This is a genomic window from Cupriavidus sp. UBA2010 (assembly GCF_002335265.1).
Classification (GTDB): domain Bacteria; phylum Pseudomonadota; class Gammaproteobacteria; order Burkholderiales; family Burkholderiaceae; genus Cupriavidus; species Cupriavidus metallidurans.
In genome coordinates, this window is record NZ_DDCI01000034.1 from 24357 (window position 1) to 47090 (window position 22734).

Genomic DNA, 22734 nt, shown 5'->3' on the forward strand with positions numbered 1-22734 from the left:
GGCCTTGTCCCTCCGTGGTGCTGCCTGATACGGCGAGCGAATCAGATGTGATAGATGTCGATGACCTGGTGGATGTAGTCGTTCTTGAGCACGACGTACTTGTTCAGGATGCGCGGCGTGCCTTGCGAGAAATCGATTACGTAGCGCGACATGCCGAAGTAGCTGAAATTGGTCTGGTAGCGATGCGCGAGCGTGTGCCAGTTGAAGCGCACCGTGGCCAGATGTCCGTCGGTCGACTCGATTTCGATATTGCTCAGGTTGTGGCTCGTGCGCGTGTCAGGGATCGTCGCGCTCGACCGCTCGGTCTTGATGCGGAAGATGCGGTCTTCCAGCCCCTGCCGGTTCGGATAGAAGATCAGCGAAATCTCTCGTTCCGGATCGGTGACGAGCTTGCCGTCGTCATCCCAGCAAGGCATCCAGAATCGCGCCTCGGGGTGATAGCAGGTCAGCCATTCATCCCATTGCTCGTCGTCGAGCAGGCGGCACTCGCGGTAGAGAAAGGCCGAGACATCGCTCATGGGGATGGCGGCGCTCATGCTGCATCTCCCTGTGCCACGGCCCGCTTCATCGTCTCCAGCCAGTAGCGGTGCTGTACGGTATAGAGCCCTTCATCCTCGGTACGCAGCCCGCTCATCACCGGATTCAGACCGATGCGCTTTGCTGCGTCGTCGGGCCCGTCGATCCAGTGCGTGGCGCCCCGGCACATATCGTTCCAGGCCAGTGCCTGGCCCGCGTAGCCCTGTTGGCAGGCGCGGAACTCCTCGAGGTCGTCGGGCGTGGCCATGCCGCTGACGTTGAAGAAGTCCTCGTACTGGCGGATGCGGCGCGCGCGGGCCTCGTCCGATTCGCCCTTGGGGGCGATGCAGTAGATCGTGACTTCGGTGCGGTCCACCGACAGCGGGCGCAGCAGGCGGATCTGCGAGCCGAACTGGTCCATCAGGTAGACATTGGGGTACAGGCACAGGTTGCGCGAGTTCTGGATCATCCAGTCGGCGCGCTCCTCGCCACAGCGTTGTGCGAACTCGTCGCGACGGGCGAAGTTCGGGCGATCTTCCGGGTTGGCCCAGCGCGACCACAGCAGCATATGGCCGTGATCGAACGCGTAGAAGCCGCCGCCTTGCTGACCCCACTTGCCCGCATCCATCGCGCGGATCTTGTCCTCGCGTTCGTTCTGCTGCTTGCGGTGGCTTGTGGTGGCGGCGTAGTTCCAGTGCACGGCGGACACATGGTAGCCATCGGCGCCATTCTCGGCCTGCAGCTTCCAGTTGCCGGCGAACGTGTATGTCGACGAGCCACGCAGCACCTCCAAGCCATCGGGCGACTGGTCGACGATCATGTCGATGATGCGCGCGGCATCGCCCAGGAACTGCTCGATCGGCGGCACATCGGCGTTGAGGCTGCCAAACAGGAAGCCGCGATAGTTGGCAAAGCGCGCCAGCTTCTTCAGGTCGTGGGACCCCTCCTTGTTGAAGCATTCCGGATAGCCGGCCTGTTCGGGGTCCTTGACCTTGAGTAGCTTGCCGCTGTTGTTGAATGTCCAGCCGTGGAATGGGCAGGTGTATGTGGCCTTGTTGCCGCGCTTGTGCCGGCACAACATGGCGCCACGATGGCTGCACGCGTTGATGAATGCGTTTAGTTCGCCCTGGCGATTACGCGCGATCACGATCGGCTGGCGGCCGATATGCGTCGTGTAGTAATCGTTGTTGTTCGGGATCTGGCTTTCGTGCGCCAGGTAGATCCAGTTGCCCTCGAAGATGTGCTGCATCTCGAGTTCGAACAGCGCCTCGTCCGTGAACGCGCTGCGGTGCAGCCGATAGTCGCCGGTGGTCTTGTCTTCGACCAGGAACTGGGCAAGGTTCTCCAGGCGGTTGGGCTGATGCTGGGGACGAGCGGGGCCCGCCCCCGTATCCAGATGGATCGGGATCATGGTGGTCTCCTGCCAGAGCGGCGGGGAAGGGGCCGGGACGCGCGGTGGTGGCGCGTCCCGGCGAATCAGATCGCTTTCTGCGGTCTCAGGCGGTCTTGGGCGGTCTTGCGCGGTGACCCTTGGCGCTGGCCTCAGGCGGCAGCGCGCATGCGGTCCACTTCGGCGGCCGGGGCGTCGGTGGCCTCGCGCAACAGGCGGAAGTCGAAGTCGATCGAGGCGAACGGCTTGCTCACGCCATGCTTGTCGAGCCGCGCGGCGTCCCCGACGCGCTCGACCGCCGGCACCAGACCATCGCGGCTGGCAAAGGCGAAGTCATCCCACAGGTACTCGTCGCCATCGATGTTGATCTGCGTGGTCAGCTTGCGATGGCCGGCGGCGGATACGAAGAAGTGAATATGTGCGGGGCGGCGGCCGTGGCGGGCCAGCAGGTTCAGCAGGCGCTGCGTCGTGCCCTCGGGCGGGCAGCCATAGCCCATCGGCACGATGCTGCGGAACTGGTAGCGGCCGTTGGCATCGGTGACGATCGTGCGGCGCAGGTTGAAGTGGGACTGGCTCTTGTCGAAGAACGAGTAGTTGCCAAGCAGGTTGGCGTGCCATACCTCGACCTTCGCGCCGGCCAGCGGCTTGCCGTCGGTGTCGTAGACCGTGCCCTGCATGAACAGCACCTCGCCTTTGTTGTCCTCCGTGCCGTCGTCGAGCCGTGCGAAGCCGGTGGATTTGGGCGCGCCGGCCACATACAGGGGGCCTTCGATCGTGCGCGGTGTGCCGCCGGTCAGGCCCGCGCGGGCTTCCGCCTCGTCGGCGCGGATGTCCAGGAATCGCTCCAGACCCAGGCCGGCGGCCAGCAGGCCCAGCTCGTGGGTGGCGCCTGCCTCGGCGAAATACTCGATGCCCTTCCAGACCTCGGTGGCGCTCAGATCCAGATCCTCGATCGCCTTGAACAGATCGGTGGTCAGCCGTACCACGACCTGTTGCACGCGTGCGTCCGGGGTGCCTTGCGTGGCGGTGTGTACGAGGAACTGCTTTACCAGCGCTTCGATGTCAGCGTGCGTCATGTCTCACTCCGAAATGTCTCTTTGGTGGGGGTCGAATGATCGGTTGGTTAATGCTCTGTGGGTATAAACCCGTATCGAGGATTGCCGTCCGACTTGTTGCGGAGCATAGTTCAGGGGTGTTTGGGCAGTCCAAGACTGATTGAGTATCCGGACGATACCTGTGAGGTATAGCGTTGGAATTGAGACATTTGAGGTACTTCGTGGCCGTGGCCGAGGAGCGCAACTTCACGCGCGCCGCGGAGCGGCTGCATATCGCCCAGCCCCCGCTGTCGCGCCAGATCCAGCAACTGGAGGAGTCGCTGGGCGTGTTGCTGTTCGAGCGCAACGCCCGGCCGCTCAAGCTGACCGATACCGGGCGCTTCTTCTACACCCACGCCCTGCAACTGCTGGCGCAGACCACCGAACTTGAGGCGATGATGCGCCGGGTTGGCAAGATCGAACGGGCGATGTCGATCGGCTTCGTGGGCTCCACGCTCTACGGCATGTTGCCGCGCATCATCCGCCGCTTCCGGACCGAACACGCCGAGATCGAACTGACGCTGCACGAGATGTCGACGATGGACCAGATCAAGGCACTCAAGGAAGGGCGCATCGATGTGGGCTTTGGCCGCATCCGGCACGAAGACCCGGCCGTCCGCCGTGTGGTGCTGCGCGAGGAACGCATGATTGTGGCCTTGCCGGTGGGGCATCCGCTGTCGATCGGCAGGAAGATGCTGGCGTTGCCGGATCTGCTCGAAGATACGCTGATCATCTTCCCGAAGGCGCCACGCCCGAGTTTTGCCGACCAGGTGCTGGCGGCGTTTCACGACCGCGCGTTGCGTCCGGGCCGCATCCACGAGGTACGCGAGTTGCAGATCGCGCTGGGGTTGGTGGCGATGGGTGAGGGCATCTCAGTGGTACCCAGCAGCGTTTACGGCCTCAAGCGTGACGATGTGACCTACGTTGAGCTTGATGATGCGAAGCTGGTGTCGCCGATCATCATGAGCATGCGCACACTGGACGAATCCGAGGACCTGCGTGCGATGCTGGACATGATCTACCGGCTCTACGAGGAAATCGGCATGGAGTACATTCCGCCGGCCCAGGAGTGACTACGCTTGCTGCAGGACCCATGCGATCGCGCGGGCCAGGTACGGCGAGGTGTCGCCCGAGCGGTAGCTCATGATCACGGGTGAGACGAAGCCCGGAGCGTTGATCGGCACATAGCGCACATCGTCACGATGCAGGCGCTGCACCGAGGACGGCACGAGCGTGATACCTAGCCCGGCGGCGACGAGGCCGAGCGCAGTCTGCAGTTCGTTGGCCTCCTGCACCACGCGGGGCTGCAACCCTTGGCCGCGGAACAGCGACAGCACATGATCGGCGTAGCTTGGCCGTGGCCGGGCAGGATAGAGGATCAGCGGCTGTCGGGCCAGCGCGTCGGCATCGAAAGGAGCGCTGGGGGTGGGCGCCGTGCCCGGGATCGCCGCCACCAGCGATTCGGCCATCACCACCTGGTGGACGATCGCCGGGTCGTTGAACGTGAGACGCCCGAAGGCCAGATCGATCCGCCCGGACTTGAGCGCTTCGAGTTGCTGTACCGTGATCATCTCGGTCAGGCCGACCTCCACCTGGCTATCGTCGCCACGCAGTTCGCGGATCAGCTCCGGCAGCACCCCGTACAGCACCGACGGAACGAAGCCGATGCCGAACCAGCGCTTTTCGTTGCGGCCGATGCGCCGCGTGCTCTCCAGCGTCTCCTCCAGTCGCTGCGTCAGTTGCAGCGACTGCTCGAGCAGGAAACGGCCCGCTTCGGTCAGCCTCAGGCCCCGCCCGACACGATCGAACAACGCCACGCCGACTTCTTCCTCGAACTGGCGGATTTGTCGGGAAAGTGGCGGTTGTGCCATATGAAGCCTTTCGGCCGCCCGTGTCACGTTGAGTTCCTGGGCAACCGTCTGGAAGTAGCGGAGGTGGCGGAGTTCCATGGTGATGGCGATCACGGTGGGTTTTCCTCTCTCCCGCAGGAAGGAGAGAGGCGAGAATCCTGGCATACCGAAAAGGTATGGAATGAGACATCTTCGGTCTTGGACGCCTAGCAAGTCAAGGTACATACTCCGTGCACGAGACTAATTTGCATGGAAAAGGTATGACAGCGGGTATGACAGCGACGATTTCTTCCATCGAGGCCATTCTGGTCGATCTGCCCACGATCCGGGCGCATCAGTTGGCCATGGCCACGATGCAGCAGCAGACGCTGGTGATTGTGCGGCTGCGCTGCAGCGACGGGATCGAGGGCATCGGTGAGGCCACTACCATCGGCGGCCTGTCATACGGCGACGAAAGTCCCGAGGGCATCAAGCTGACGATCGATACCTACCTGGCGCCGGCACTGGTCGGTCAGGACGCCACCAATGTCCACGCCGCGATGGCGCGCCTGAACAAGGTCGCGCGCGGCAACCGGTTTGCCAAGTCGGCGCTGGAATCGGCCATGCTCGACGCGCAGGGCAAGCGTCTGGACGTGCCGCTGGCCACGCTGCTGGGTGGCGCGGTGCGCGACACGCTGCCGGTGCTCTGGACACTGGCCAGCGGTGATACCGCACGCGATATTGAGGAAGCCGAGCGCTTCCTGGGGGAACGCCGCCACAACACGTTCAAACTCAAGATCGGTCGCCGCAGCGTGCGTGAGGACGTGGCGCATGTCTCGGCGATCAAGCGCGCGCTGGGCGATCGCGCCCGCGTGACGGTGGACGTGAACCAGGCCTGGAACGAAGCCGATGCCGCCACCGGCATTGCCATGCTCGAAGCGGCCGGCATTGACCTGATCGAACAACCGACGCCGCGCGAGCAACGCACGGCGCTGGCGCGTCTGGCCGCCCGTTTCGTGGTGCCGATCATGGCCGACGAAGCCGTGACGGGCCCCGAGGATGCAATGGAACTGGCGCGCCTGGGCGCCGCCGATGTGTTCGCGCTGAAGATTGCCAAGTCCGGTGGCATCTTCGGCATGTTGCGGACTGCGGCTGTGGGCGATGCGGCAGGTATCGCGCTCTACGGCGGCACGATGCTCGAAGGCAGCGTCGGCACAATCGCCGCGGCGCACGGCTTCTGCACGCTGCCGCAACTGGCATGGGGCACGGAATTGTTCGGCCCGCTGCTGGTGAAGGACGATATCGTTGTCGAGCGCCCTGTGTTCAAGGACTTCTCGCTGCATCTGCCGCAGGGTCCGGGGCTGGGTCTGGCAATCGACGAAGACAAGCTTGCGCACTATCGTCGCAAGTCCGCCTGATTGCCTGATTGGCCCACCACCTAACCGCATCCTTCAAGAACAAGGAGACCCCAATGCTGTTTCTCGTCAGGATGGACGTTCAGATTCCGCATGATTTGCCGGCTGCCGAGGCCGATGAGATCAAGGCACGCGAGAAGGCCTACTCACAAGACCTGCAGCGCCAGGGCAAATGGCAGGCGCTGTACCGCGTGGTGGGCGAGTACGCCAACTACAGCCTGTTCGACGTAGAGTCGAACGATGAACTGCACACGCTGCTGTCGGCGCTGCCGCTGTTCCCGTACATGAAGATCCACGTCACGCCACTGGCCAAGCACCCGTCGTCGATCCGCTGATCGGCGCGCTCACAAGAAGGAATGGAGACAATGAAGTCCTTGCTGCAACGGTCGAACGTTCTGTCGGCCGCCCTCGCTGCCACGATGCTGTTCGCGGCCGCCGCCCCCGCACACGCGGCCTATCCTGACCACCCGATCCGCTGGATCGTGCCGTTCCCGGCCGGCGGCGCGATGGACAACATCGCCCGCACGCTGGGCGAAGACATGTCGAAGACGCTTGGCCAGGCGATCGTGGTCGAAAACCGTCCCGGCGCGGGCGGAAACATCGGCGCCGAAATGGTGGCCCGCTCGCCGGCAGACGGCTACACGCTGATCATCGTCGCCAACGGCATGGCCGTGAACCCCGCGCTGTACGGCAAGCTCAGCTACGATCCGGTCAAGGATTTCGCGCCGGTGTCGCTGCTGGCCGTGGTGCCCAACGTGCTGGTGGCCAACAAGGCCAAGACGCCAGTCAAGACCGTGGCCGAAGTCATCGCGAGCGCCAAGGCCAGGCCGGGCAAGTACACGTATGCGTCGGCCGGCAACGGTACGTCGATCCACCTGGCGGGCGAACTGTTCACCTCGATGGCCCATGTGGACATGCTCCATATCCCGTACAAGGGATCGGGCCCTGCGATGACCGATCTGCTCGGTGGCCAGGTGGACTACATGTTCGACAGCATCACCTCGGCCAAGCCGCATATCGACAGCGGCAAGCTGACAGCGATCGCCGTCACCACCAGCAAGCGGTCGTCGGCATTGCCCAATGTACCGACGGTGGCCGAAGCGGGGCTGCCTGGCTATGAATTGTCGCCGTGGTTCGCGGCATTCGTGCCGGCCAAGACGCCGCAGCCCGTCATCGACACGCTGAACAAGGCCAAGCTCGATGCCCTGAAGAAGCCGTCCGTGCAGCAGCGCCTGGCAGGCATCGGCGCCGAGCCGATCGGCAGCACGCCAGCCGCGCTGAAGGACCACCTGGCCAAGGAAACAGCCAAGTGGGGCACGCTCATTCGCGAGAAGGGCATTCATGCCGACTGAACCGACGCGCAGGCTCCATTACGTGATTGAGGGCGCCGCCGACAAGCCGGTGCTGGTGATGTCCAATTCTCTGGGCACCACGCTCGACATGTGGGGGCCGCAGATGGCGGCGCTGACCGCGCACTACCGGGTGCTGCGCTATGACACGCGCGGCCACGGGCGTTCAGCCTTGCCATCGTCGTCGTTCGGGATGCGCGAACTTGCTGAAGACGTGATCGCGATCATGGATCATGCCGGCATCGAGCGCGCGCACTTCTGCGGTCTGTCGATGGGCGGCATGACGGGAATGTACCTGGCGCGCCATCACGCGGGGCGTTTCGGACGTTTTGTGCTGGCGAACACCGCCGCGCTGATCGGCCCAGAGTCGGTGTGGAACACCCGGATCGAGACCGTGCGGCGCGATGGCATGGCGGCTATCGTCAACGGCGTGCTGGCTCGCTGGTTCACCGATCACTACGTGCTCACGCGTCGCGACGAGTACGAGCCGGTGCGGCGGATGCTGACGGGTACCAGCGCCGAAGGCTATGTTGCCAACTGCGCGGCCGTGCGCGACGCTGATCTGCGTGGATTGCTGCCGGGTGTTCAGGCGCCGGTGCTGGTGATTGCCGGCGAGCAGGACCTGGCCACTACCGCGGCCCAGGGCCAGGAGGTCGCCCGGGCGATTCCGGGCGCGGAGTATCTGGAGCTGGCTGCCGCTCACCTGTCCAACTGGGAACTGCCCGAGGCGTTTGGGAATGCCGTGATCGGATTCCTGCGGCAGAAGTAAACCGTCGCGTTTCGCCCCGCTTCCATATATGGGAGTGGGGCGAAAGACCGTACCGAAGACCGTACCCTTACGGAACGATCGTCAGGAACAGATACGCGGCGAAGATCACCATGTGCACCACGCCCTGGAGGATCGTGGTCCGTCCCATGCCCAGCGTCAGCGAGGCGACGATCATGGTCAGGAACAGCAGGACCATTTCCTTGGGGCCGAGCCCGAGTTCAAGCGGCCGGCTGAGCATGATGAACACGGCCGCCACGGTCGGAATCGTCAGGCCGATACTGGCCAGCGCGGAGCCGAGCGCAAGGTTGAGGCTGGTCTGAATCCGGTCCGAACGTGCCGCGCGCAACGCGGCCAGCCCTTCAGGCAGTAGCACCAGCGCCGCAATCACCACACCCACCACGGCAGGAGGCAGCCCGGCACCTAATACTGCCGCTTCCACCGATGGGGACAGCAGCTTGGCCAGCGCCACCACGGCCACCAGGCAGACGACCAGCAGCACGCCACTGACTACCGCGACGCGCACCGGAGGCGGCGGCGCATGCTCGTTCTCGTCGCTGCTGCCTTCCACCAGGAAGTAGTCGCGGTGCCGCACCGTCTGCACGAACACGAAGCTGCCGTAGAGCACCAGCGACATGGCGCCCGCGAAGGCGAGTTGCGACGGGGACAGCATGGGGCCCGGCGTCGAACTGGTGAAGTTAGGGAGCACCATGGTCAGGCCGAGCAGGGCGACCAGGATGGCCATCGCGGCATTGGCGCCGGGCGCCTGAAACGCCTGTTCGCGGTGATGCAGGCCGCCGACGAACAGGCAGACCCCGACGATCCCGTTGCAGATGATCATGACCGCCGCGAACACCGTGTCACGGGCGAGGCCGGCCTTTTCCGGCCCGGAAGACAGCATCACCGACACGATCAGCGCCACTTCGATCACCGTCACGGCAATCGCAAGCACCAAGGTGCCGAACGGCTCGCCGACCTTGTGGGCGACGACCTCGGCATGGTGCACTGCGGAAAATACCGCGCCCGCCAGGGCCACGGCCATCACCGCGATCATCCACGACTGTCCCGTCAATAGAAGGCCCAGGCCGAACGCTGCCCAGGCAGCCAGCGGGGACCAGACGGTCCAAGCCGGCAGCTTGTTGGAAGTTGCCATCCCTTGTGTTCCTTTCTTTTTGTGGCGTGCAGAAGCACAGCGTGCACGCCAGACGGCGCGCGCGCAAGAGATATTCTGGCAACGAAGGGCGGCCACAGTTCCCGGCCGGGGCGAGTATCAGTCGCGCGGCAGTGGACGGGTAGCGGTGTCGAGTACTTCCGGGCCGGTGGCTGCTGGCTTGTTTCCCGGCGATTTCCTGGGCGGATCGAGGTTACTGTCCCGCAGGGCAGGATGATGGAGATAGATCCAGCGCGCGGCGATGATCACCGCGATGAGGAACGCAAGACCGTAACCGACAAAAGTGACCGAATTCATATTGTTCTGACCTGTTGGACAGCTCTGATGGCTGGTGCGGGCCAGTATGGTCAGGTACGGCTACATCCGACACCCTCACTCAGTAGGGCGCTCGCATCACCCGTTTGGGCGATGGCATCAGGGGGTGGAACCCTCGCCGGGGCCGTCCACGTCTTTCGACGCGCGGGCAGTCTTGTCTGTTGTCACTCTCACAATGGGATCTGGCGCGGTTGCCATGCTTTCCGCGGGGTAAAGACGCAGGAAGCTGCGGGCCAGCTCCGGGTTGCGGCAATGCAGCCAGTCGTCCCAGTCGGACGCCGGGACGATCACGATCGAGCGTTTTTCGGCGCCCGGCCGGTGCATCCGGCGCAACACTGGATGGGTCTCCGCGTTGATCGTGAGCATCGTGAAGGACAGGGTCTGGTCGGGCCACGTCCGCCAGAGCCCGGCGATGCCGAAGGCGGGGGCGTCGGGTAGCCAGATCTTCCAGCGCTCCGCCTTGCCCGGGTGCTCGGGCGTGCCGTCCTCGGGGTACGCATATTCGTAGAACGCGCTCGCGGGTACCAGGCAAAGCTGACCGTGCCGCCAGGCAGGCGCGAACGTGGGCTTTTCGCCGACGGTCTCGCTGCGTGCGTTGGTCGTATCGTAGCGGCGGCCACCGGGTGGGGTACGCTTGCGCGGCACCATGCCGAAGGTGGCCAATGCGCACTGTCGTGGTCCGTCCGGGGCGGCGTGGACGATCGGCGCGGCGTAGTCGGGCCAGGTTTCCTGCGGGTAGATCCCCGGAGGTGGCTCCACACCGAAGATTTCACGCAGGATTCGCTGCTGGACGGGGGCGTAGTTCGTGCACATGCGGGCGCTCCTGAGAGCCGGTCTGCCGCGTATCGTCCACGCTAAGGTGTCACGGGTCAATATGCGCGCGCCATACGCGTGGTGATGCGCGGTGATGCGGCGGGGCGCTTCCTATAATGCCTAGGCGGACGCGGGGACTTCCGCCGGATGTCCCCGGCCGACGCGCTACACGTGCTTGCAGGCAGGGGCACGCATCCCACCATCTCCACGCCAAATGGGGAGATTGACATCATGCATAGTAGCGAAGCGGTGCTGACGCTGGCACGAGCCGCGTTGGCTCATGTGCCATATCAAGGCCACCATCTCCATCCCACCATCAACCTGCGCCTGTCCGACGGCGCGCTGATTCTCGAAGGCGAAGTTGCCGATATTGTCGACAAGACCCGTACCGCGGCCCAGTTGCGGCGTGTGGACGGCGTCACGATGGTGATCGATCACCTGCGCATTGCCAACGGCGGCACACCGATTGGTGACGGCGAGGTACGTGCGGCGGTCTGCGAGCGACTGCGGAGCGCGATTGATTTCCGGAACTGCAAGATCTGCGCGCGGGTCAAGGGCCAGCTCGAACCCGTGCGCGAAGCGGTGGGTGAGCGCAGCGGCTGGCTGGAGGTCTCCGTGCATGACGGCGCGGTCACGCTCAACGGGCAGGTGATCAGCCTGTCGCACATGCGGCTGGCCGGCGTGCTGGCCTGGTGGTCACGCGGCTGCCGCTGCGTGATCAATGACATCGTGATTGCGCCGGCCGAAGCCGATAGCGACGAGGAGATCTCCGAGGCATTGCGGCTGGTGCTGGAAACCGACCCGTTCGTCGACGCAGCTCGCATCAGTGTGCGTACGGATCGCCGTGTGGTGACGCTCGACGGCTACGCGTCCAGCGATGGCGCGCGCAGGCAAGTCGAACGGGACGCCTGGTATGTGCACGGCGTGGAAAACGTCATCAATCACATCGCCCTGAGCAGTTAACGGTTCCGGCGATTCATCGCGGGACACTTCACGTCTGCGGCGCGGCGCGGCCACGTCGCGCCGCCTGGCCTTCTACACGCCAGTAACGGCGGCGCGTGCGCAACGCAAAGCGCGTGCGGTACTCCGACATCGACATCTGCATGGCGCGCTGAAACAGCCGCCGGAACGCCGCGGCATCGCTGTAGCCGCACGCTTCGGCGATGGCCTGCGTGCCGTGCAGCGTGACTTCGAGCAACATGCGCGCGCGTTCCACGCGCAGCCGGTGCAGGTAGTCGAGCGGCGTCTGCCCGGTGACCTGCCGAAAATGGCGCAGCAGCGTCCGCTCGCTGACGGCTGCCGCCTCGGCCACGGCGCCAAGCCGGTATGGCTCGTCGACGTGGGCCTGAAGCCAGCCAATGGCGCGATACACCGGGCTGTCCGTGGTTTTACCGAGCCAGCGTTGCGAAACCAGTTCCGGCACCCATTGCTGGCGTTCCTGCTGATAGAGCAGCAAGCGCGAGACGGTCTGCGCGAGGTCGGGGTCGTGCAGATGGCCCAGCACGCGAAGCATGAATTCGGTCAACAGCGCCGGGGCGACGCAATGGAACACGCGCTCGTGCAGGCCTATCGGCTCGTCCGAAGACAGGTCGCAACCCGGGAATCGCTGTGCCAGCGAGCTCTGGAACATCCATGGCGCCCCGCATCGCGCGCCGTCGAGCAGGCCCAGCGCAAGCGGGTAAACCATGCCCGAGTAGATGGCAGCCAGCCAGCCCCCTGCGTCCACATGACGCGCGATCGTACGTTGCGTGACGGTATCGTTCGTGACCATCTCGCTCAGATGCGGCGCGCTGTGGGCCATCAGCCCGGGCACGATCATCAGCGTCCGGCCATGGCGCTGGCCACGCCGGGCGGGTACCGCCTGCAGGCCAGGCAGCGGCGCGGGCAGTGCCCGGCCATTGCCTCCGATGATTTCCCACGTCAGCAGATTCGATTCGCCAGGCCGCTGCAATTGGGCGACGCCGGCCGCCGTGCGCAGCACGTCGAGCGCGCCGAACAGCGTGCCGGGCATCGCATCGGGCAGCCATAGCAGCTTGACGTGCAGGGGGTGATTGGACGTGGTAGCGGGATCGGCCATGCGTGGGGGCGAGAAGGACGAGAAGGACGAAAAAGGGAGAAAGAAGGGGAAAGGCGAGGAGCGAACGGGCTGTGGCGGGATCGGCTTTGGGAATGGCGATATTGAGCCTCCCCGCGAGATATCGCAAGGGCTACATTTGAGGCTTCCATCAGAACAGGAGACGTCATGCTGCTTTCCCTTCGCCACCTTGCCATCGCCGCTGCTGCTGCCGTGGTCTGCAATGCCGCCGTGGCTGCCGGCGCCGATACCGGGTTGCTCGATGCCGCGCGATCCGCCCAGCCGGCCGTGGTGCAGTCCCTCAAGGACATGGTGTCGATAGAGTCGGGCAGCGCCAATATCGAAGGGCTCGACCGCATGGCGGACTACACGTCGAAGCGGCTCCAGGCGTTGGGCGCCAAGGTGGAGCGTGTGCCGGCAAGCTCGGGCAAGAGCCCGATCGTCAAGGCGACGCTGACCGGTACGGGCAAGCGCAAGATCATGTTGATTGCCCATATGGATACGGTCTATCCGGCCGGTATCCTCAAGACGCAGCCGATCCGTGAGGACGGCAACCGCCTCTACGGTCCCGGCATCGCCGACGACAAGGGCGGCATTGCGGTGGTCCTGCATTCGCTGGAAATCCTCAAGGCGCAAGGATGGAAGGACTACGCGCAACTGACCGTGCTGTTCAACGCCGACGAGGAAGTCGGTTCGGGCGGATCGGGCGAAACGATTGCGGCGCTGGCCGATCAGCAGGACGTGGTGCTGTCCTGCGAGCCGAACGTGGCCAAGTCTGTCGCCAAGTCGGAGTCGCTGCTGCTGGGCGCTGCCGGCACGGCGACTGCAACGATGCAGGTCAAGGGCCGCTCGTCGCACGCCGGCGCGGCGCCGGAGTTGGGTCGCAATGCGCTGATCGAACTGGCCTATCAGTTGCAGCAGACGCGTGATGTGGCCAAGTCGGTGCCCGGCTCTCAACTGAACTGGACCATGGCCAAGGGCGGCGACGTGGGCAACCAGATCCCCGAGTTGGCCAGTGCGTATGGCGATGTGCGTGTCACGGCCAATGGTGCCGCGCAGAAGCTGCAGACCGCGCTGCAGGAGAAGGTCAACGCGGGTCACCTGGTTCCCGATACGCAGACCACGGTGACGATGGAAGAGGGCCGGCCCGCCTATGTGGCTGACGCCCGCGCGAAGGACCTGGCCAAACGCGCGCAGCAGGTCTATGCGGAACTCGACGGCCGCTCGCTGCTGCTGATCCCCGGCACGGGTGGCGGCACGGACGCTGGCTATGCGGGGCGGTCGGGCAAGGCGGTGGTGCTGGAGAGCTTCGGCCTGTCTGGCTTCGGGTACCACGCTCGCGACGAATACGTGGAGCTCGATTCGATCGTGCCCCGTCTGTATCTGATGACGCGGATGCTGCAGGAGATCGGAAAGAACTGAGCGTATCGAATGCTGCGGCAAGGTTCCCTCTCCCGTGCTAACGGGAGAGGGAACAAGCAGGCGGTGACAACTACGCCGCTACCGCCTGCGGGGCCGCGCCGAAATGCGGATGGCGCGAGAACAGTTCCGCCGCCCAGTTCACGAAGACCCGCACCTTGGCCGACAGATGCCGGTTCTGCGGGTACATCGCCGAGATCGGCAATTCATCCGTCTGCCAGTCGCTCATCACCTCGACCAACCGGCCGCTGTTGACGTACGGTTCGGCCATCGCGCGCGAGATGCGGGCGATGCCATGGCCTTCAAGCGCGCAGGCCATGTAGACATCGGCATCGTTGGTCGAAATGGCCGATGGCAGCAACACCTCGGTGCGTTCGCCGCCGCGCGACAACGGCCAGGGCATTTCACGGCCGGTGCGGTTGGACAGGAAGTTGACCGCCTTGTGCTGTGCCAGCTCGGTCAGATTCTGCGGCGTGCCAACGCGACGCAGATAGATCGGCGACGCATAGAACGCCAGCTTCAACTGACCGATGCGTCGCGCCACCATCGACTCGTCGAGCGCGCCAACGCGCAGCACCACGTCCACGCCTTCCTTGAGCAGATCGATCGGCTTGCCATTGATGGTCAGCTCGAGCTTCAGGTCGGGATAAGCCTTGAAGAAGTCGTGCAGGTGCGGCAGCAGCACCATCTGCGCGAGCCCGCTCGTGGTGTCGACGCATAGCGTGCCGCGCGGCGAGTTGTTGTGTCGCGTAAGCGATTGTTCCGCTTCCTCGACGTCGGCCAGGATACGGACGCAGCGTTCGTAGTAGGCAGCGCCATCGGTCGTCACGCTGATGCGGCGCGTTGTCCGATGCAGCAGCTTGACGCCCAGATGGGTTTCCAGATTCTGGATCAGGCGGGTGAGGGTGGCCTTTGGCAGGTCTAATGACTCCGCCGCACGCGCAAAGCTGCCGACATCCACCACCCGCGTGAATGCCTGCATGGAAACAAGACGATCCATGATTGAGAAGCTTTCGAAAGAAGTACGAGCTAGCTTGCGTTCAGAAGGATGTCTGGCGGGAATGGGTCCGCTGCATGTCAAGTGCGCGGCCTGGGTTTGCTGCCGGCGGTCCGCCAGTGGAGGCCGGAGCGGGGACGGGTGGAGGCTGGGGGCGTGGTGGACGCGCATGTTTCCCCAAACTGCGCGGCACCAAAGGACCGGAGTGAATCACATTTTGGGTGACCTTGCCAAGCATGTGGTTTCACTTCAGCGATTATTCCAACTCAGAAATAGTGCGTTGGCAATAGCTCGCTTTATCCCATCATCGTCAATCACCATAATTCGATGCATCGCAACACAGTATCGACGACCCATGCCGGTCGCCTGAACGCCATGACCAAGACCACCACAGCCCGTAGTTCCGCCGTGCAACCGGCCGCAGAACAGGGCGAACCGTACGTGGTGCAGCATATGGTCGTCAGTGGCGATCGGGAGATCAAGGTCTGCGTGTGTTACCCCGCAGGTTATTGGCCGTTGAGCGCAGGCTCGGCAACCTTGCCATGGCTGGTGTATCTCCATGCCGGTGGTTTTGTCGAAGGTGACGTCGAGGCAGCCAAGGAACTGGCGCGGGATCTGGCGGAGTCGGTCCCGGCCGTGGTGGTGACCCCGGGATACTCGCTGGCGCCCGAAAATCCGTTCCCGGCCGCGCCCGAGGACGCCGTGGCCACCGTGACGTGGGTATTGAAGCAGGCGAAGAAGCTCAAGGTCGACAAGCTGCGCTTCGCGCTGGTCGGCGAAGAGGCGGGCGGCAACCTGGCGATTGCCACGGCGCAGATGCTGCGGGATCGCGGCCTGCCGCAGCCGGCGGGCCAGTGGCTGATCCGCCCCGTTACGGACCCGTGCCTGTCGGCGATGTCTTCGACGCGTCAGGTGCCGATGGAAATGCTGCGCCGCCTGGCCTGCAACTATCGCGAATACCTGCCGACACCGGCCGACAGCGTGCACCCGTACGCGGCGCCGGCGCTGGCATCGCGGATGTCCGGCCTGCCTGCCACGCTGGTGCAGGTGGCGGAACAAGACGCCTTGCGTGCCGAAGGTGAAGCCTTCGCCGCGAAGCTGGCCAAGGCCGGAATATCGGCCAGGGCCCTGATCATGCCCGGCGCCTGCGGCGACGGGGTGGAACAGTCCCATGAGAAGTGTCAGGCATGGGTCGAAGAAGGTGCGCGGTTCCTGCGCGATTGTTTCGCAAAGGCCGACGACGCCTCGTAACCGGTCCGAACACCGGCCGATACCGGGAGCATGACGGTATCGGATTCAACGGCCAGCGCCCTTTGAGGCTGGCAGCAGCAATCCCGTCCTGACCGGACGGGAACACCCCCGTATTCCCGATTTCCGGGCCACTCGGCTCGGCGGGCGGCGTTCGGCCTCGATTTTTGCTTTTCCAGTTGAAGAAACCCGACGAATCACGGAGTGAAGAAAAATGAATCAACAGTCTCGACGCACGCTGATTGCGATTGCCATCGTGGCAATCCTGGGCACCGGCGTGGCAACCTCGGTTCTGCGTCCCTGGCACGGCGGGGAAGCACAGGCCAATACTCCGCCGCCGGCACCGGCGGTGGAAGTGTCCGCGGCGGTCGGCAAGACCATCACCGAATGGGATGAATTCTCCGGCCGCATCGAAGCGGTGGACCGTGTGGAGATCCGTCCGCGTGTTTCCGGCACGATCGAAACCGTGCACTTCCGCGAGGGTTCGATCGTGAAGAAGGGCGATCCGTTGTTCACGATCGATCCGCGTCCGTATGCCGCCGAAGTGGCACGTGCCGAAGCCGCCTTGGCAGCGGCGCAGGTACGCGCGTCACTTGCGCAGACCGAGAAAGCCCGCGCCCAGCGCCTGCTGGACGACAACGCGATCTCGCGCCGCGAGTTCGATGAGCGGATCAACGCCGCCAGCGAGATGTCGGCCGACGTGCGCGGCGCACAGGCGGCGCTGGAAGTGGCGAAGCTGAACCTGAGCTACACGCGCATCGTCGCGCCGGTGTCGGGCAAGGTGTCGCGCGCAGAGATCACGGTGGGCAACCTGGTGGCCGCCGGCGCGGCGTCCCCGGCGCTGACCACGGTGGTGTCCGTGTCGCCGGTGTACGCGAGCTTCGACGTCGACGAGCAGAGCTACCTGCGCTACACGGCGCCGGGCGCCAGCGGCGGCAAGAATGATCTGCCGGTGTTCCTGGGGCTGGCCAACGAGGACAACACCCCGCACGAAGGCAAAATCCACTCGGTGGACAACCGGCTGGATACGCGCAGCGGCACGATCCGCGTGCGGGCGATCTTCGCCAATGAAGATGGCCGCCTGCTGCCGGGCCTGTACGCGAAGATCAAGCTCGGTGGCGGCACGCCGCATCCGGCTGTGCTGATCAACGATCGCGCCATCGGCACGGACCAGGGCAAGAAGTTCGTGCTCGTGGTGGATCAGGCCAACAAGCTCACGTATCGCGAAGTCGAACTCGGGCCGACGTATGAAGGGCTGCGTGTGATCCGCAAGGGCTTGAAGCCGGGCGAGAGCATCGTCGTCAATGGCCTGATGCGTGTGCGGCCAGGCGACACCGTTGCGCCGAAGCCGGTATCGATGGCCTTCCGCAGCGAGCTCGAACCGCGAGGCAACGCGCCGGACCGCAAGCAGGCAGCGGAAGAGAAGGCCGACAAGCCCAACGTGAGCTAAGCAACCCAGTCTAGCCAGACACAGACAATTTCCCCCCTTCGTGGCATCGAATGGCGTCCGCTTGCGAGCGGACCGCCAGGGGGGGCTGTTTTCGCCGAGACCAAGATGAATCTCTCGAAATTCTTTATCGACCGCCCCATTTTCGCGGGTGTGCTATCGGTGCTGATCTTCCTGATCGGCGCCATATCGATGTTCAAGTTGCCGATCTCGGAGTACCCGGAAGTGGTGCCGCCGTCGGTGGTGGTGCGCGCGCAGTTCCCGGGCGCCAACCCGAAGGTGATCGCCGAGACCGTGGCCACGCCGCTGGAAGAGCAGATCAACGGCGTCGAGGACATGCTCTACATGAACTCGCAGGCCAACAGCGACGGCACGCTGACGCTGACGGTGACCTTCAAGCTGGGCACGGACCCGGACAAGGCCCAGCAGCTCGTGCAGAACCGCGTCTCGCAGGCCGAGCCGCGCCTGCCCGAGGACGTGCGCCGCCTGGGCATCACCACGGTCAAGAGCTCGCCTGACCTGACCATGGTGGTGCACCTGGTCTCGCCGAACAATCGCTATGACATGACGTATCTGCGCAACTACGCGCTGATTAACGTCAAGGACCGCCTGGCGCGTATCCAGGGCGTCGGTCAGGTGCAGATGTTCGGCTCGGGCGACTACTCGATGCGTGTGTGGTTGAACCCCGACAAGATCGCCGAGCGCCATCTGGCGGCCTCGGACGTGGTCAAGGCCATCCGCGAGCAGAACGTGCAGGTGGCAGCCGGCGTGATCGGACAGTCGCCCTCGCTGCCGGGCACCGATCTGCAACTGTCGGTCAACGCGCAGGGCCGTCTGCAGACGGTGGAAGAGTTTGGCGACATCATCGTCAACACCTCGCCGGACGGCGCGGTGACGTACCTCAAGGACATCGCCCGCGTAGAGCTGGGTGCCTCCGAGTACGCACTGCGTTCGCTGCTCGACAACAAGTCCGCCGTGGCGCTGCCGATCTTCCAGGCGCCGGGGTCGAACGCGATCCAGATCTCGGACGATGTGCGCAAGACGATGGCCGAGCTGAAGGCGAACATGCCGGAGGGCGTGGACTACAGCATCGTCTATGACCCGACCCAGTTCGTGCGCCACAGTATCGAGGCGGTGACGCACACGCTGTTCGAGGCCATCGCGCTGGTGGTGCTGGTGGTGATCCTGTTCCTGCAGACCTGGCGCGCGTCGATCATTCCGCTGCTGGCCGTGCCGGTGTCGATCGTCGGCACGTTCGGGCTGATGCACGCGTTCGGGTTCTCGATCAACGCGCTGAGCCTGTTCGGTCTGGTGTTGGCAATCGGTATCGTGGTGGACGATGCGATCGTGGTGGTGGAGAACGTCGAGCGGAATATCGAGGAAGGGTTGTCGCCGAAGGAAGCCACGTACAAGGCCATGCGCGAGGTAAGCGGCCCGATCATCGCCATCGCGCTGACGCTGATCGCCGTGTTCGTACCGCTGGCATTCATGACTGGCCTGACCGGGCAGTTCTACAAGCAGTTCGCGCTGACGATCTCGATCTCGACGATCATCTCGGCGTTCAACTCGCTGACGCTTTCGCCCGCGCTGTCCGCGCTGCTGCTCAAGAGCCACGACGCGCCGAAGGATTGGCTGACGCGCGCCATGGACAAGGTGCTCGGCAAGTTCTTCGTCCGCTTCAACCAGTTCTTCCGCCGCAGCTCGGACAACTATGGCCGGGGCGTGAAGGGTGTGATTCGTCGCAAGGGCTCGGTGTTCGGCGTGTACGCGCTGATGCTGGTGGCAACCTGGGGCGTGTTCCAGATGGTGCCGAAGGGCTTCGTGCCGGCGCAGGACAAGCAGTACCTGGTGAGCTTCGCCAAGCTGCCTGACGGCGCGACGCTGGATCGCACGGAAGACGTGATCCGCCGCATGTCGGATATCGCGCTCAAGCATCCGGGCGTGGAGTCGGCGGTGGCATTCCCGGGCCTGTCGATCAACGGCTTCACCAACAGCCCGAGCGCCGGCATCGTGTTCGTCACGCTCGATCCGTTCGACAAGCGCAAGAGCAAGGAGCTGTCTGGCAATGCGATCGCGGCCGATCTGAACAAGCAGTACGGCTCGATCCAGGACGCCTTCATCGCGGTGTTCCCGCCCCCGCCGGTGCAGGGCCTCGGTACGATCGGCGGTTTCAAGATGATGATCGAAGACCGCGCCGCGCTGGGCTATGACGAACTGTTCAATGCGACCAACGCGTTCATGACCAAGGCGCGCGCCACGCCCGAACTGGCCGGCATCTTCAGCAACTATCAGGTGAACGTGCCGCAGCTCGACGTGAAACTGGACCGCACCAAGGCCAAGCAACTCGGCGTGCCCGTGACCGACGTCTTCGACACGCTCCAGACCTACCTCGGCTCGGCGTACGTCAACGACTTCAACAAGTTTGGTCGCACGTACCAGGTCAAGGTGCAGGCCGATGCGCAGTTCCGCCAGCATGCAGAGGACATCCTGCAACTGAAGACGCGCAACGTGAGTGGCGAGATGGTGCCGCTGTCGTCGCTGGTGCAGGTCAAGCAGAGCTTCGGCCCCGACAGTGTGATCCGCTACAACGGCTTCACGGCTGCCGATATGAATGGTGGTCCGGCTCCTGGCTTCTCGTCGGGTCAGGCGCAGGCCGCCGCCGAGCGGATCGCCGCGGAGACGCTGCCCAAGGGTATCGGCTTCGAGTGGACCGAGCTGACGTACCAGGACATCCTGGCCGGCAATGCGGGCGTCTGGATCTTCCCGCTGTGCGTGTTGCTGGTGTTCCTGGTGCTGGCCGCCCAGTACGAAAGCCTGACGCTGCCGCTGGCGGTGATCCTGATCGTGCCGCTGAGCCTGCTGGCCGCCATGACCGGTGTGTGGCTGACCCGTGGCGACAACAACATCTTCACGCAGATCGGTTTCATCGTGCTGGTGGGGCTATCCGCGAAGAACGCGATCCTGATCGTCGAGTTCGCGCGTGAGCTGGAGCATCACGGCCGTACGGTGGTGCAGGCCGCGATCGAGGCCAGCCGCCTGCGTCTGCGCCCGATCCTGATGACGTCGTTCGCTTTCATCATGGGTGTAGTGCCGCTGGTGGTGTCCACCGGCGCCGGCGCGGAAATGCGCCATGCGATGGGCGTGGCCGTGTTCGCGGGGATGCTGGGGGTGACGTTCTTCGGCCTGTTCCTGACGCCGGTCTTCTATGTGGCGCTGCGTTTGCTGGCCACGCGTGGCCAGCGCCGGAAGGTGGCTGAGCAGCCTGCAACGGCGTCGCAGCCGGTGGTATCGGCAGAATAAGGGTGAACAAAATGAATAACGCAATGAAGCTGGTCTTGCCGAAGCTGGGTATGCTGGCCGCCGCGCTGGTGCTGGCGGGCTGCTCGCTGGCGCCGACTTACAAGGTGCCCGAGACGCCCACCGCATCGACGTTCAAGGAAGCCGAAGCCGCCGCTGCGGAAGGCGCGCAATGGAAGACCGCGACACCGGCCGAAGGCCAGCATCGCGGTGAATGGTGGAAGGTCTTCGGCGACGCCGATCTCGATCGCCTGATCGACGCGGCCAACACCTACAACCAGGACCTCGCTGCGGCTGCGGCGCGTCTGAAGCAGGCGCGTGCCTTCACGGGGGCGACCGAGGCGGACCTGTATCCGCAATTGAGCGCGGGGTTCAGCCCGACGCGCGCGCAGCTTTCGGCAGCCTCGCAAGGCTTGCCCGATGGCACGCGGGTGCCGCCGCAGACCGTGTACCAGGCGCGTCTGATCGCCAACTACGAGCTTGATCTCTTCGGCCGCGTGGCCAACAGCGTCAATGCAGCACGCGCCGACGAGCAGGGCGCCGAAGACCTGTATCGCTCGGTGCAGCTCGCGCTGCAGGCCGATACGGCGCAGGCGTACTTCGCGCTGCGCACGCTCGATAGCGACCGGGATCTGCTCAACGCGACGATCAAGCTGCGCGAGGACGCGCTGACGCTGCTGCGCAAGCGCTACGAGGCGGGCGAAACCACCGATCTCGATCCGGCCCGCGCCGAGGCCGAGCTTGGCACGGCCCGCGCCGATCTGGCTGGGATCGAGCGCCGTCGTGCCAACCAGGAGCACGCGCTGGCCGTCCTGACCGGAGTGTCGCCGTCGCAGTTCGCGCTGGCGGCGCGGCCGTTCGACACGCCGCCGGTTGCGGTTCCCGCCGGCTTGCCGTCGGAACTGCTCGAACGTCGCCCCGATATCGCCGCGGCGGAACGCCAGATGGCGGCTGCCAACGCGCGGATCGGTGTGGCAAAGGCGGCGTTCTTCCCACGCATCTCGCTGACGGCACTGTTCGGCTTCGAGTCGTCGGATATCTCGAACCTGTTCAAGTGGTCGTCGCGCGCATGGTTGCTTGGGCCGCTGGTGGGTTCCACCGTTGCCCAGACCGTGTTCGACGGTGGCCGCAACAGCTCGAACCTGGCCGGCGCGCGCGCGGCGCACGAGGAAAGCGTGGCGCGATATCGCCAGACCGTGCTGGTGGCGTTCCGCGAGGTAGAGGACAGCCTGGCCGACGTACGCTGGCTGAGCCAGCAGGGCACGGCGCTGGACAGTGCATTGGCCGGCGCGAAGCGCGCGCAGCGCACTTCGCGCAGTCGCTATGACGCGGGCGCGGTGGACTACCTCACTGTGATCGACGCCGACCGCACGGTGCTGCAATCGCAACGCGATGCCAATGCGGTGGCCGGGCTGCGGGCGGCGGCAACGGTGTCGCTCGTGCGTAGCCTCGGTGGCGGTTGGGGCCCTCTGCCGGAGAATGTGGCGAAGAACTGAGAGCCGTACGCCGCAGGTAACATTTGGCGGCAATTTCACGCTGGCGTGGCGTTTCCGGAGCACTACACTGGAAACGTCGCGCCAGCTTTCGTTTGGAG

General features: G+C 64.7%; 20 protein-coding genes. 11 read left to right on the forward strand and 9 right to left on the reverse strand.

Annotated elements, in window-relative coordinates:
- Nucleotides 1–41: 41 nt before the first annotated feature.
- The 3 genes from benB to catA all read right to left on the reverse strand — a co-directional run bounded on the left by benB (nucleotide 42) and on the right by catA (nucleotide 2982).
- Nucleotides 42–536, reverse strand: a complete 495-nt coding sequence (gene benB / locus B2246_RS26520) for a benzoate 1,2-dioxygenase small subunit (protein WP_008645756.1) — start codon at nucleotides 534–536, stop codon at nucleotides 42–44.
- A complete protein-coding gene (gene benA / locus B2246_RS26525) occupies nucleotides 533–1927 on the reverse strand; it encodes a benzoate 1,2-dioxygenase large subunit (RefSeq protein WP_286881287.1) in 1395 nt (464 codons plus the stop codon). The genes benB and benA overlap by 4 nt, the downstream gene beginning before the upstream one ends.
- Before the next feature lie 131 nt (nucleotides 1928–2058).
- Nucleotides 2059–2982 (reverse strand): catechol 1,2-dioxygenase, encoded by a 924-nt coding sequence (catA, locus tag B2246_RS26530; RefSeq protein ID WP_286881286.1) that lies wholly within the window; start codon nucleotides 2980–2982, stop codon nucleotides 2059–2061.
- Between the two features lie 173 nt (nucleotides 2983–3155).
- Here catA and B2246_RS26535 point away from each other — a divergent pair, with 173 nt between their 5' ends.
- On the forward strand, nucleotides 3156–4073 hold the full coding sequence (locus tag B2246_RS26535; protein WP_008641481.1) for a LysR family transcriptional regulator: 918 nt from the start codon (nucleotides 3156–3158) through the stop codon (nucleotides 4071–4073).
- On the opposite strand, the gene B2246_RS26540 is transcribed toward B2246_RS26535, so the two are convergent.
- Nucleotides 4074–4949, reverse strand: a complete 876-nt coding sequence (locus B2246_RS26540) for a LysR family transcriptional regulator (protein WP_286881303.1) — start codon at nucleotides 4947–4949, stop codon at nucleotides 4074–4076.
- A 173-nt stretch (nucleotides 4950–5122) separates the two neighbouring features.
- Between B2246_RS26540 and B2246_RS26545 the strand changes: the two genes are divergently transcribed.
- The 4 genes from B2246_RS26545 to pcaD are packed head-to-tail and all read left to right on the forward strand — an operon-like array spanning nucleotide 5123 to nucleotide 8362.
- Entirely contained in the window at nucleotides 5123–6247 is a 1125-nt protein-coding gene (locus B2246_RS26545) for a muconate/chloromuconate family cycloisomerase (RefSeq protein ID WP_008641478.1), read from the forward strand.
- A 53-nt stretch (nucleotides 6248–6300) separates the two neighbouring features.
- Nucleotides 6301–6579 (forward strand): muconolactone Delta-isomerase, encoded by a 279-nt coding sequence (gene catC, locus B2246_RS26550; protein ID WP_008641477.1) that lies wholly within the window; start codon nucleotides 6301–6303, stop codon nucleotides 6577–6579.
- Between the two features lie 30 nt (nucleotides 6580–6609).
- On the forward strand, nucleotides 6610–7596 hold the full coding sequence (locus tag B2246_RS26555) for a tripartite tricarboxylate transporter substrate binding protein (RefSeq protein ID WP_286881284.1): 987 nt from the start codon (nucleotides 6610–6612) through the stop codon (nucleotides 7594–7596).
- Complete coding sequence (pcaD, locus tag B2246_RS26560; RefSeq protein ID WP_186425904.1) at nucleotides 7586–8362, forward strand: 3-oxoadipate enol-lactonase; 777 nt, start codon at nucleotides 7586–7588, stop codon at nucleotides 8360–8362. The genes B2246_RS26555 and pcaD overlap by 11 nt, the downstream gene beginning before the upstream one ends.
- Nucleotides 8363–8429: 67 nt before the next feature.
- Here pcaD and B2246_RS26565 read toward each other — a convergent pair whose 3' ends face one another.
- The 3 genes from B2246_RS26565 to B2246_RS26575 all read right to left on the reverse strand — a co-directional run bounded on the left by B2246_RS26565 (nucleotide 8430) and on the right by B2246_RS26575 (nucleotide 10658).
- Nucleotides 8430–9512: a calcium:proton antiporter gene (locus tag B2246_RS26565; protein ID WP_008641465.1), complete on the reverse strand. Its 1083-nt coding sequence runs from the start codon at nucleotides 9510–9512 to the stop codon at nucleotides 8430–8432.
- Nucleotides 9513–9629: 117 nt separating this feature from the next.
- The gene (locus B2246_RS26570; RefSeq protein ID WP_008641463.1) at nucleotides 9630–9827 is read right to left on the reverse strand and encodes a hypothetical protein; all 198 of its coding nucleotides are present in this window, start codon (nucleotides 9825–9827) and stop codon (nucleotides 9630–9632) included.
- A gap of 117 nt (nucleotides 9828–9944) precedes the next feature.
- Nucleotides 9945–10658 carry an SOS response-associated peptidase gene (locus B2246_RS26575; RefSeq protein ID WP_008641461.1) on the reverse strand — a complete coding sequence of 238 codons (714 nt, stop codon included), beginning with the start codon at nucleotides 10656–10658 and terminating at the stop codon, nucleotides 9945–9947.
- 231 nt (nucleotides 10659–10889) lie between these two features.
- Here B2246_RS26575 and B2246_RS26580 point away from each other — a divergent pair, with 231 nt between their 5' ends.
- Entirely contained in the window at nucleotides 10890–11621 is a 732-nt protein-coding gene (locus B2246_RS26580) for a BON domain-containing protein (RefSeq protein ID WP_017511240.1), read from the forward strand.
- Between the two features lie 28 nt (nucleotides 11622–11649).
- Here B2246_RS26580 and B2246_RS26585 read toward each other — a convergent pair whose 3' ends face one another.
- Entirely contained in the window at nucleotides 11650–12735 is a 1086-nt protein-coding gene (locus B2246_RS26585; RefSeq protein ID WP_286881283.1) for a GlxA family transcriptional regulator, read from the reverse strand.
- Nucleotides 12736–12900: 165 nt separating this feature from the next.
- On the opposite strand from B2246_RS26585, the gene B2246_RS26590 reads away from it, so the two are divergent.
- The gene (locus B2246_RS26590) at nucleotides 12901–14154 is read left to right on the forward strand and encodes a M20/M25/M40 family metallo-hydrolase (protein ID WP_008641457.1); all 1254 of its coding nucleotides are present in this window, start codon (nucleotides 12901–12903) and stop codon (nucleotides 14152–14154) included.
- 70 nt (nucleotides 14155–14224) lie between these two features.
- Here the strand turns inward: B2246_RS26590 and B2246_RS26595 are convergent, their stop codons facing one another.
- Nucleotides 14225–15151 (reverse strand): LysR family transcriptional regulator, encoded by a 927-nt coding sequence (locus tag B2246_RS26595; RefSeq protein WP_008641456.1) that lies wholly within the window; start codon nucleotides 15149–15151, stop codon nucleotides 14225–14227.
- A gap of 372 nt (nucleotides 15152–15523) precedes the next feature.
- Here B2246_RS26595 and B2246_RS26600 point away from each other — a divergent pair, with 372 nt between their 5' ends.
- From B2246_RS26600 to B2246_RS26615, 4 genes are all read left to right on the forward strand, one after another.
- Nucleotides 15524–16399: an alpha/beta hydrolase gene (locus B2246_RS26600; protein WP_008641455.1), complete on the forward strand. Its 876-nt coding sequence runs from the start codon at nucleotides 15524–15526 to the stop codon at nucleotides 16397–16399.
- 211 nt (nucleotides 16400–16610) lie between these two features.
- The gene (locus B2246_RS26605) at nucleotides 16611–17846 is read left to right on the forward strand and encodes an efflux RND transporter periplasmic adaptor subunit (protein ID WP_008641454.1); all 1236 of its coding nucleotides are present in this window, start codon (nucleotides 16611–16613) and stop codon (nucleotides 17844–17846) included.
- Between the two features lie 105 nt (nucleotides 17847–17951).
- On the forward strand, nucleotides 17952–21143 hold the full coding sequence (locus B2246_RS26610) for an efflux RND transporter permease subunit (protein WP_008641450.1): 3192 nt from the start codon (nucleotides 17952–17954) through the stop codon (nucleotides 21141–21143).
- Nucleotides 21144–21154: 11 nt separating this feature from the next.
- The gene (locus tag B2246_RS26615) at nucleotides 21155–22636 is read left to right on the forward strand and encodes an efflux transporter outer membrane subunit (protein WP_035883801.1); all 1482 of its coding nucleotides are present in this window, start codon (nucleotides 21155–21157) and stop codon (nucleotides 22634–22636) included.
- Nucleotides 22637–22734 lie beyond the last annotated feature (98 nt).

What these genes read in the sequence shown, in the direction of transcription:
- benB (WP_008645756.1), bottom strand. Translation starts at nt 536, where the DNA reads ATGAGCGCCGCCATCCCCATGAGCGATGTCTCGGCCTTTCTCTACCGC.
- benA (WP_286881287.1), bottom strand. Translation starts at nt 1,927, where the DNA reads ATGATCCCGATCCATCTGGATACGGGGGCGGGCCCCGCTCGTCCCCAG.
- catA (WP_286881286.1), bottom strand. Translation starts at nt 2,982, where the DNA reads ATGACGCACGCTGACATCGAAGCGCTGGTAAAGCAGTTCCTCGTACAC.
- B2246_RS26540 (WP_286881303.1), bottom strand. Translation starts at nt 4,949, where the DNA reads ATGGAACTCCGCCACCTCCGCTACTTCCAGACGGTTGCCCAGGAACTC.
- B2246_RS26545 (WP_008641478.1), top strand. Translation starts at nt 5,123, where the DNA reads ATGACAGCGACGATTTCTTCCATCGAGGCCATTCTGGTCGATCTGCCC.
- catC (WP_008641477.1), top strand. Translation starts at nt 6,301, where the DNA reads ATGCTGTTTCTCGTCAGGATGGACGTTCAGATTCCGCATGATTTGCCG.
- B2246_RS26555 (WP_286881284.1), top strand. Translation starts at nt 6,610, where the DNA reads ATGAAGTCCTTGCTGCAACGGTCGAACGTTCTGTCGGCCGCCCTCGCT.
- pcaD (WP_186425904.1), top strand. Translation starts at nt 7,586, where the DNA reads ATGCCGACTGAACCGACGCGCAGGCTCCATTACGTGATTGAGGGCGCC.
- B2246_RS26565 (WP_008641465.1), bottom strand. Translation starts at nt 9,512, where the DNA reads ATGGCAACTTCCAACAAGCTGCCGGCTTGGACCGTCTGGTCCCCGCTG.
- B2246_RS26570 (WP_008641463.1), bottom strand. Translation starts at nt 9,827, where the DNA reads ATGAATTCGGTCACTTTTGTCGGTTACGGTCTTGCGTTCCTCATCGCG.
- B2246_RS26575 (WP_008641461.1), bottom strand. Translation starts at nt 10,658, where the DNA reads ATGTGCACGAACTACGCCCCCGTCCAGCAGCGAATCCTGCGTGAAATC.
- B2246_RS26580 (WP_017511240.1), top strand. Translation starts at nt 10,890, where the DNA reads ATGCATAGTAGCGAAGCGGTGCTGACGCTGGCACGAGCCGCGTTGGCT.
- B2246_RS26585 (WP_286881283.1), bottom strand. Translation starts at nt 12,735, where the DNA reads ATGGCCGATCCCGCTACCACGTCCAATCACCCCCTGCACGTCAAGCTG.
- B2246_RS26590 (WP_008641457.1), top strand. Translation starts at nt 12,901, where the DNA reads ATGCTGCTTTCCCTTCGCCACCTTGCCATCGCCGCTGCTGCTGCCGTG.
- B2246_RS26595 (WP_008641456.1), bottom strand. Translation starts at nt 15,151, where the DNA reads ATGGATCGTCTTGTTTCCATGCAGGCATTCACGCGGGTGGTGGATGTC.
- B2246_RS26600 (WP_008641455.1), top strand. Translation starts at nt 15,524, where the DNA reads ATGACCAAGACCACCACAGCCCGTAGTTCCGCCGTGCAACCGGCCGCA.
- B2246_RS26605 (WP_008641454.1), top strand. Translation starts at nt 16,611, where the DNA reads ATGAATCAACAGTCTCGACGCACGCTGATTGCGATTGCCATCGTGGCA.
- B2246_RS26610 (WP_008641450.1), top strand. Translation starts at nt 17,952, where the DNA reads ATGAATCTCTCGAAATTCTTTATCGACCGCCCCATTTTCGCGGGTGTG.
- B2246_RS26615 (WP_035883801.1), top strand. Translation starts at nt 21,155, where the DNA reads ATGAATAACGCAATGAAGCTGGTCTTGCCGAAGCTGGGTATGCTGGCC.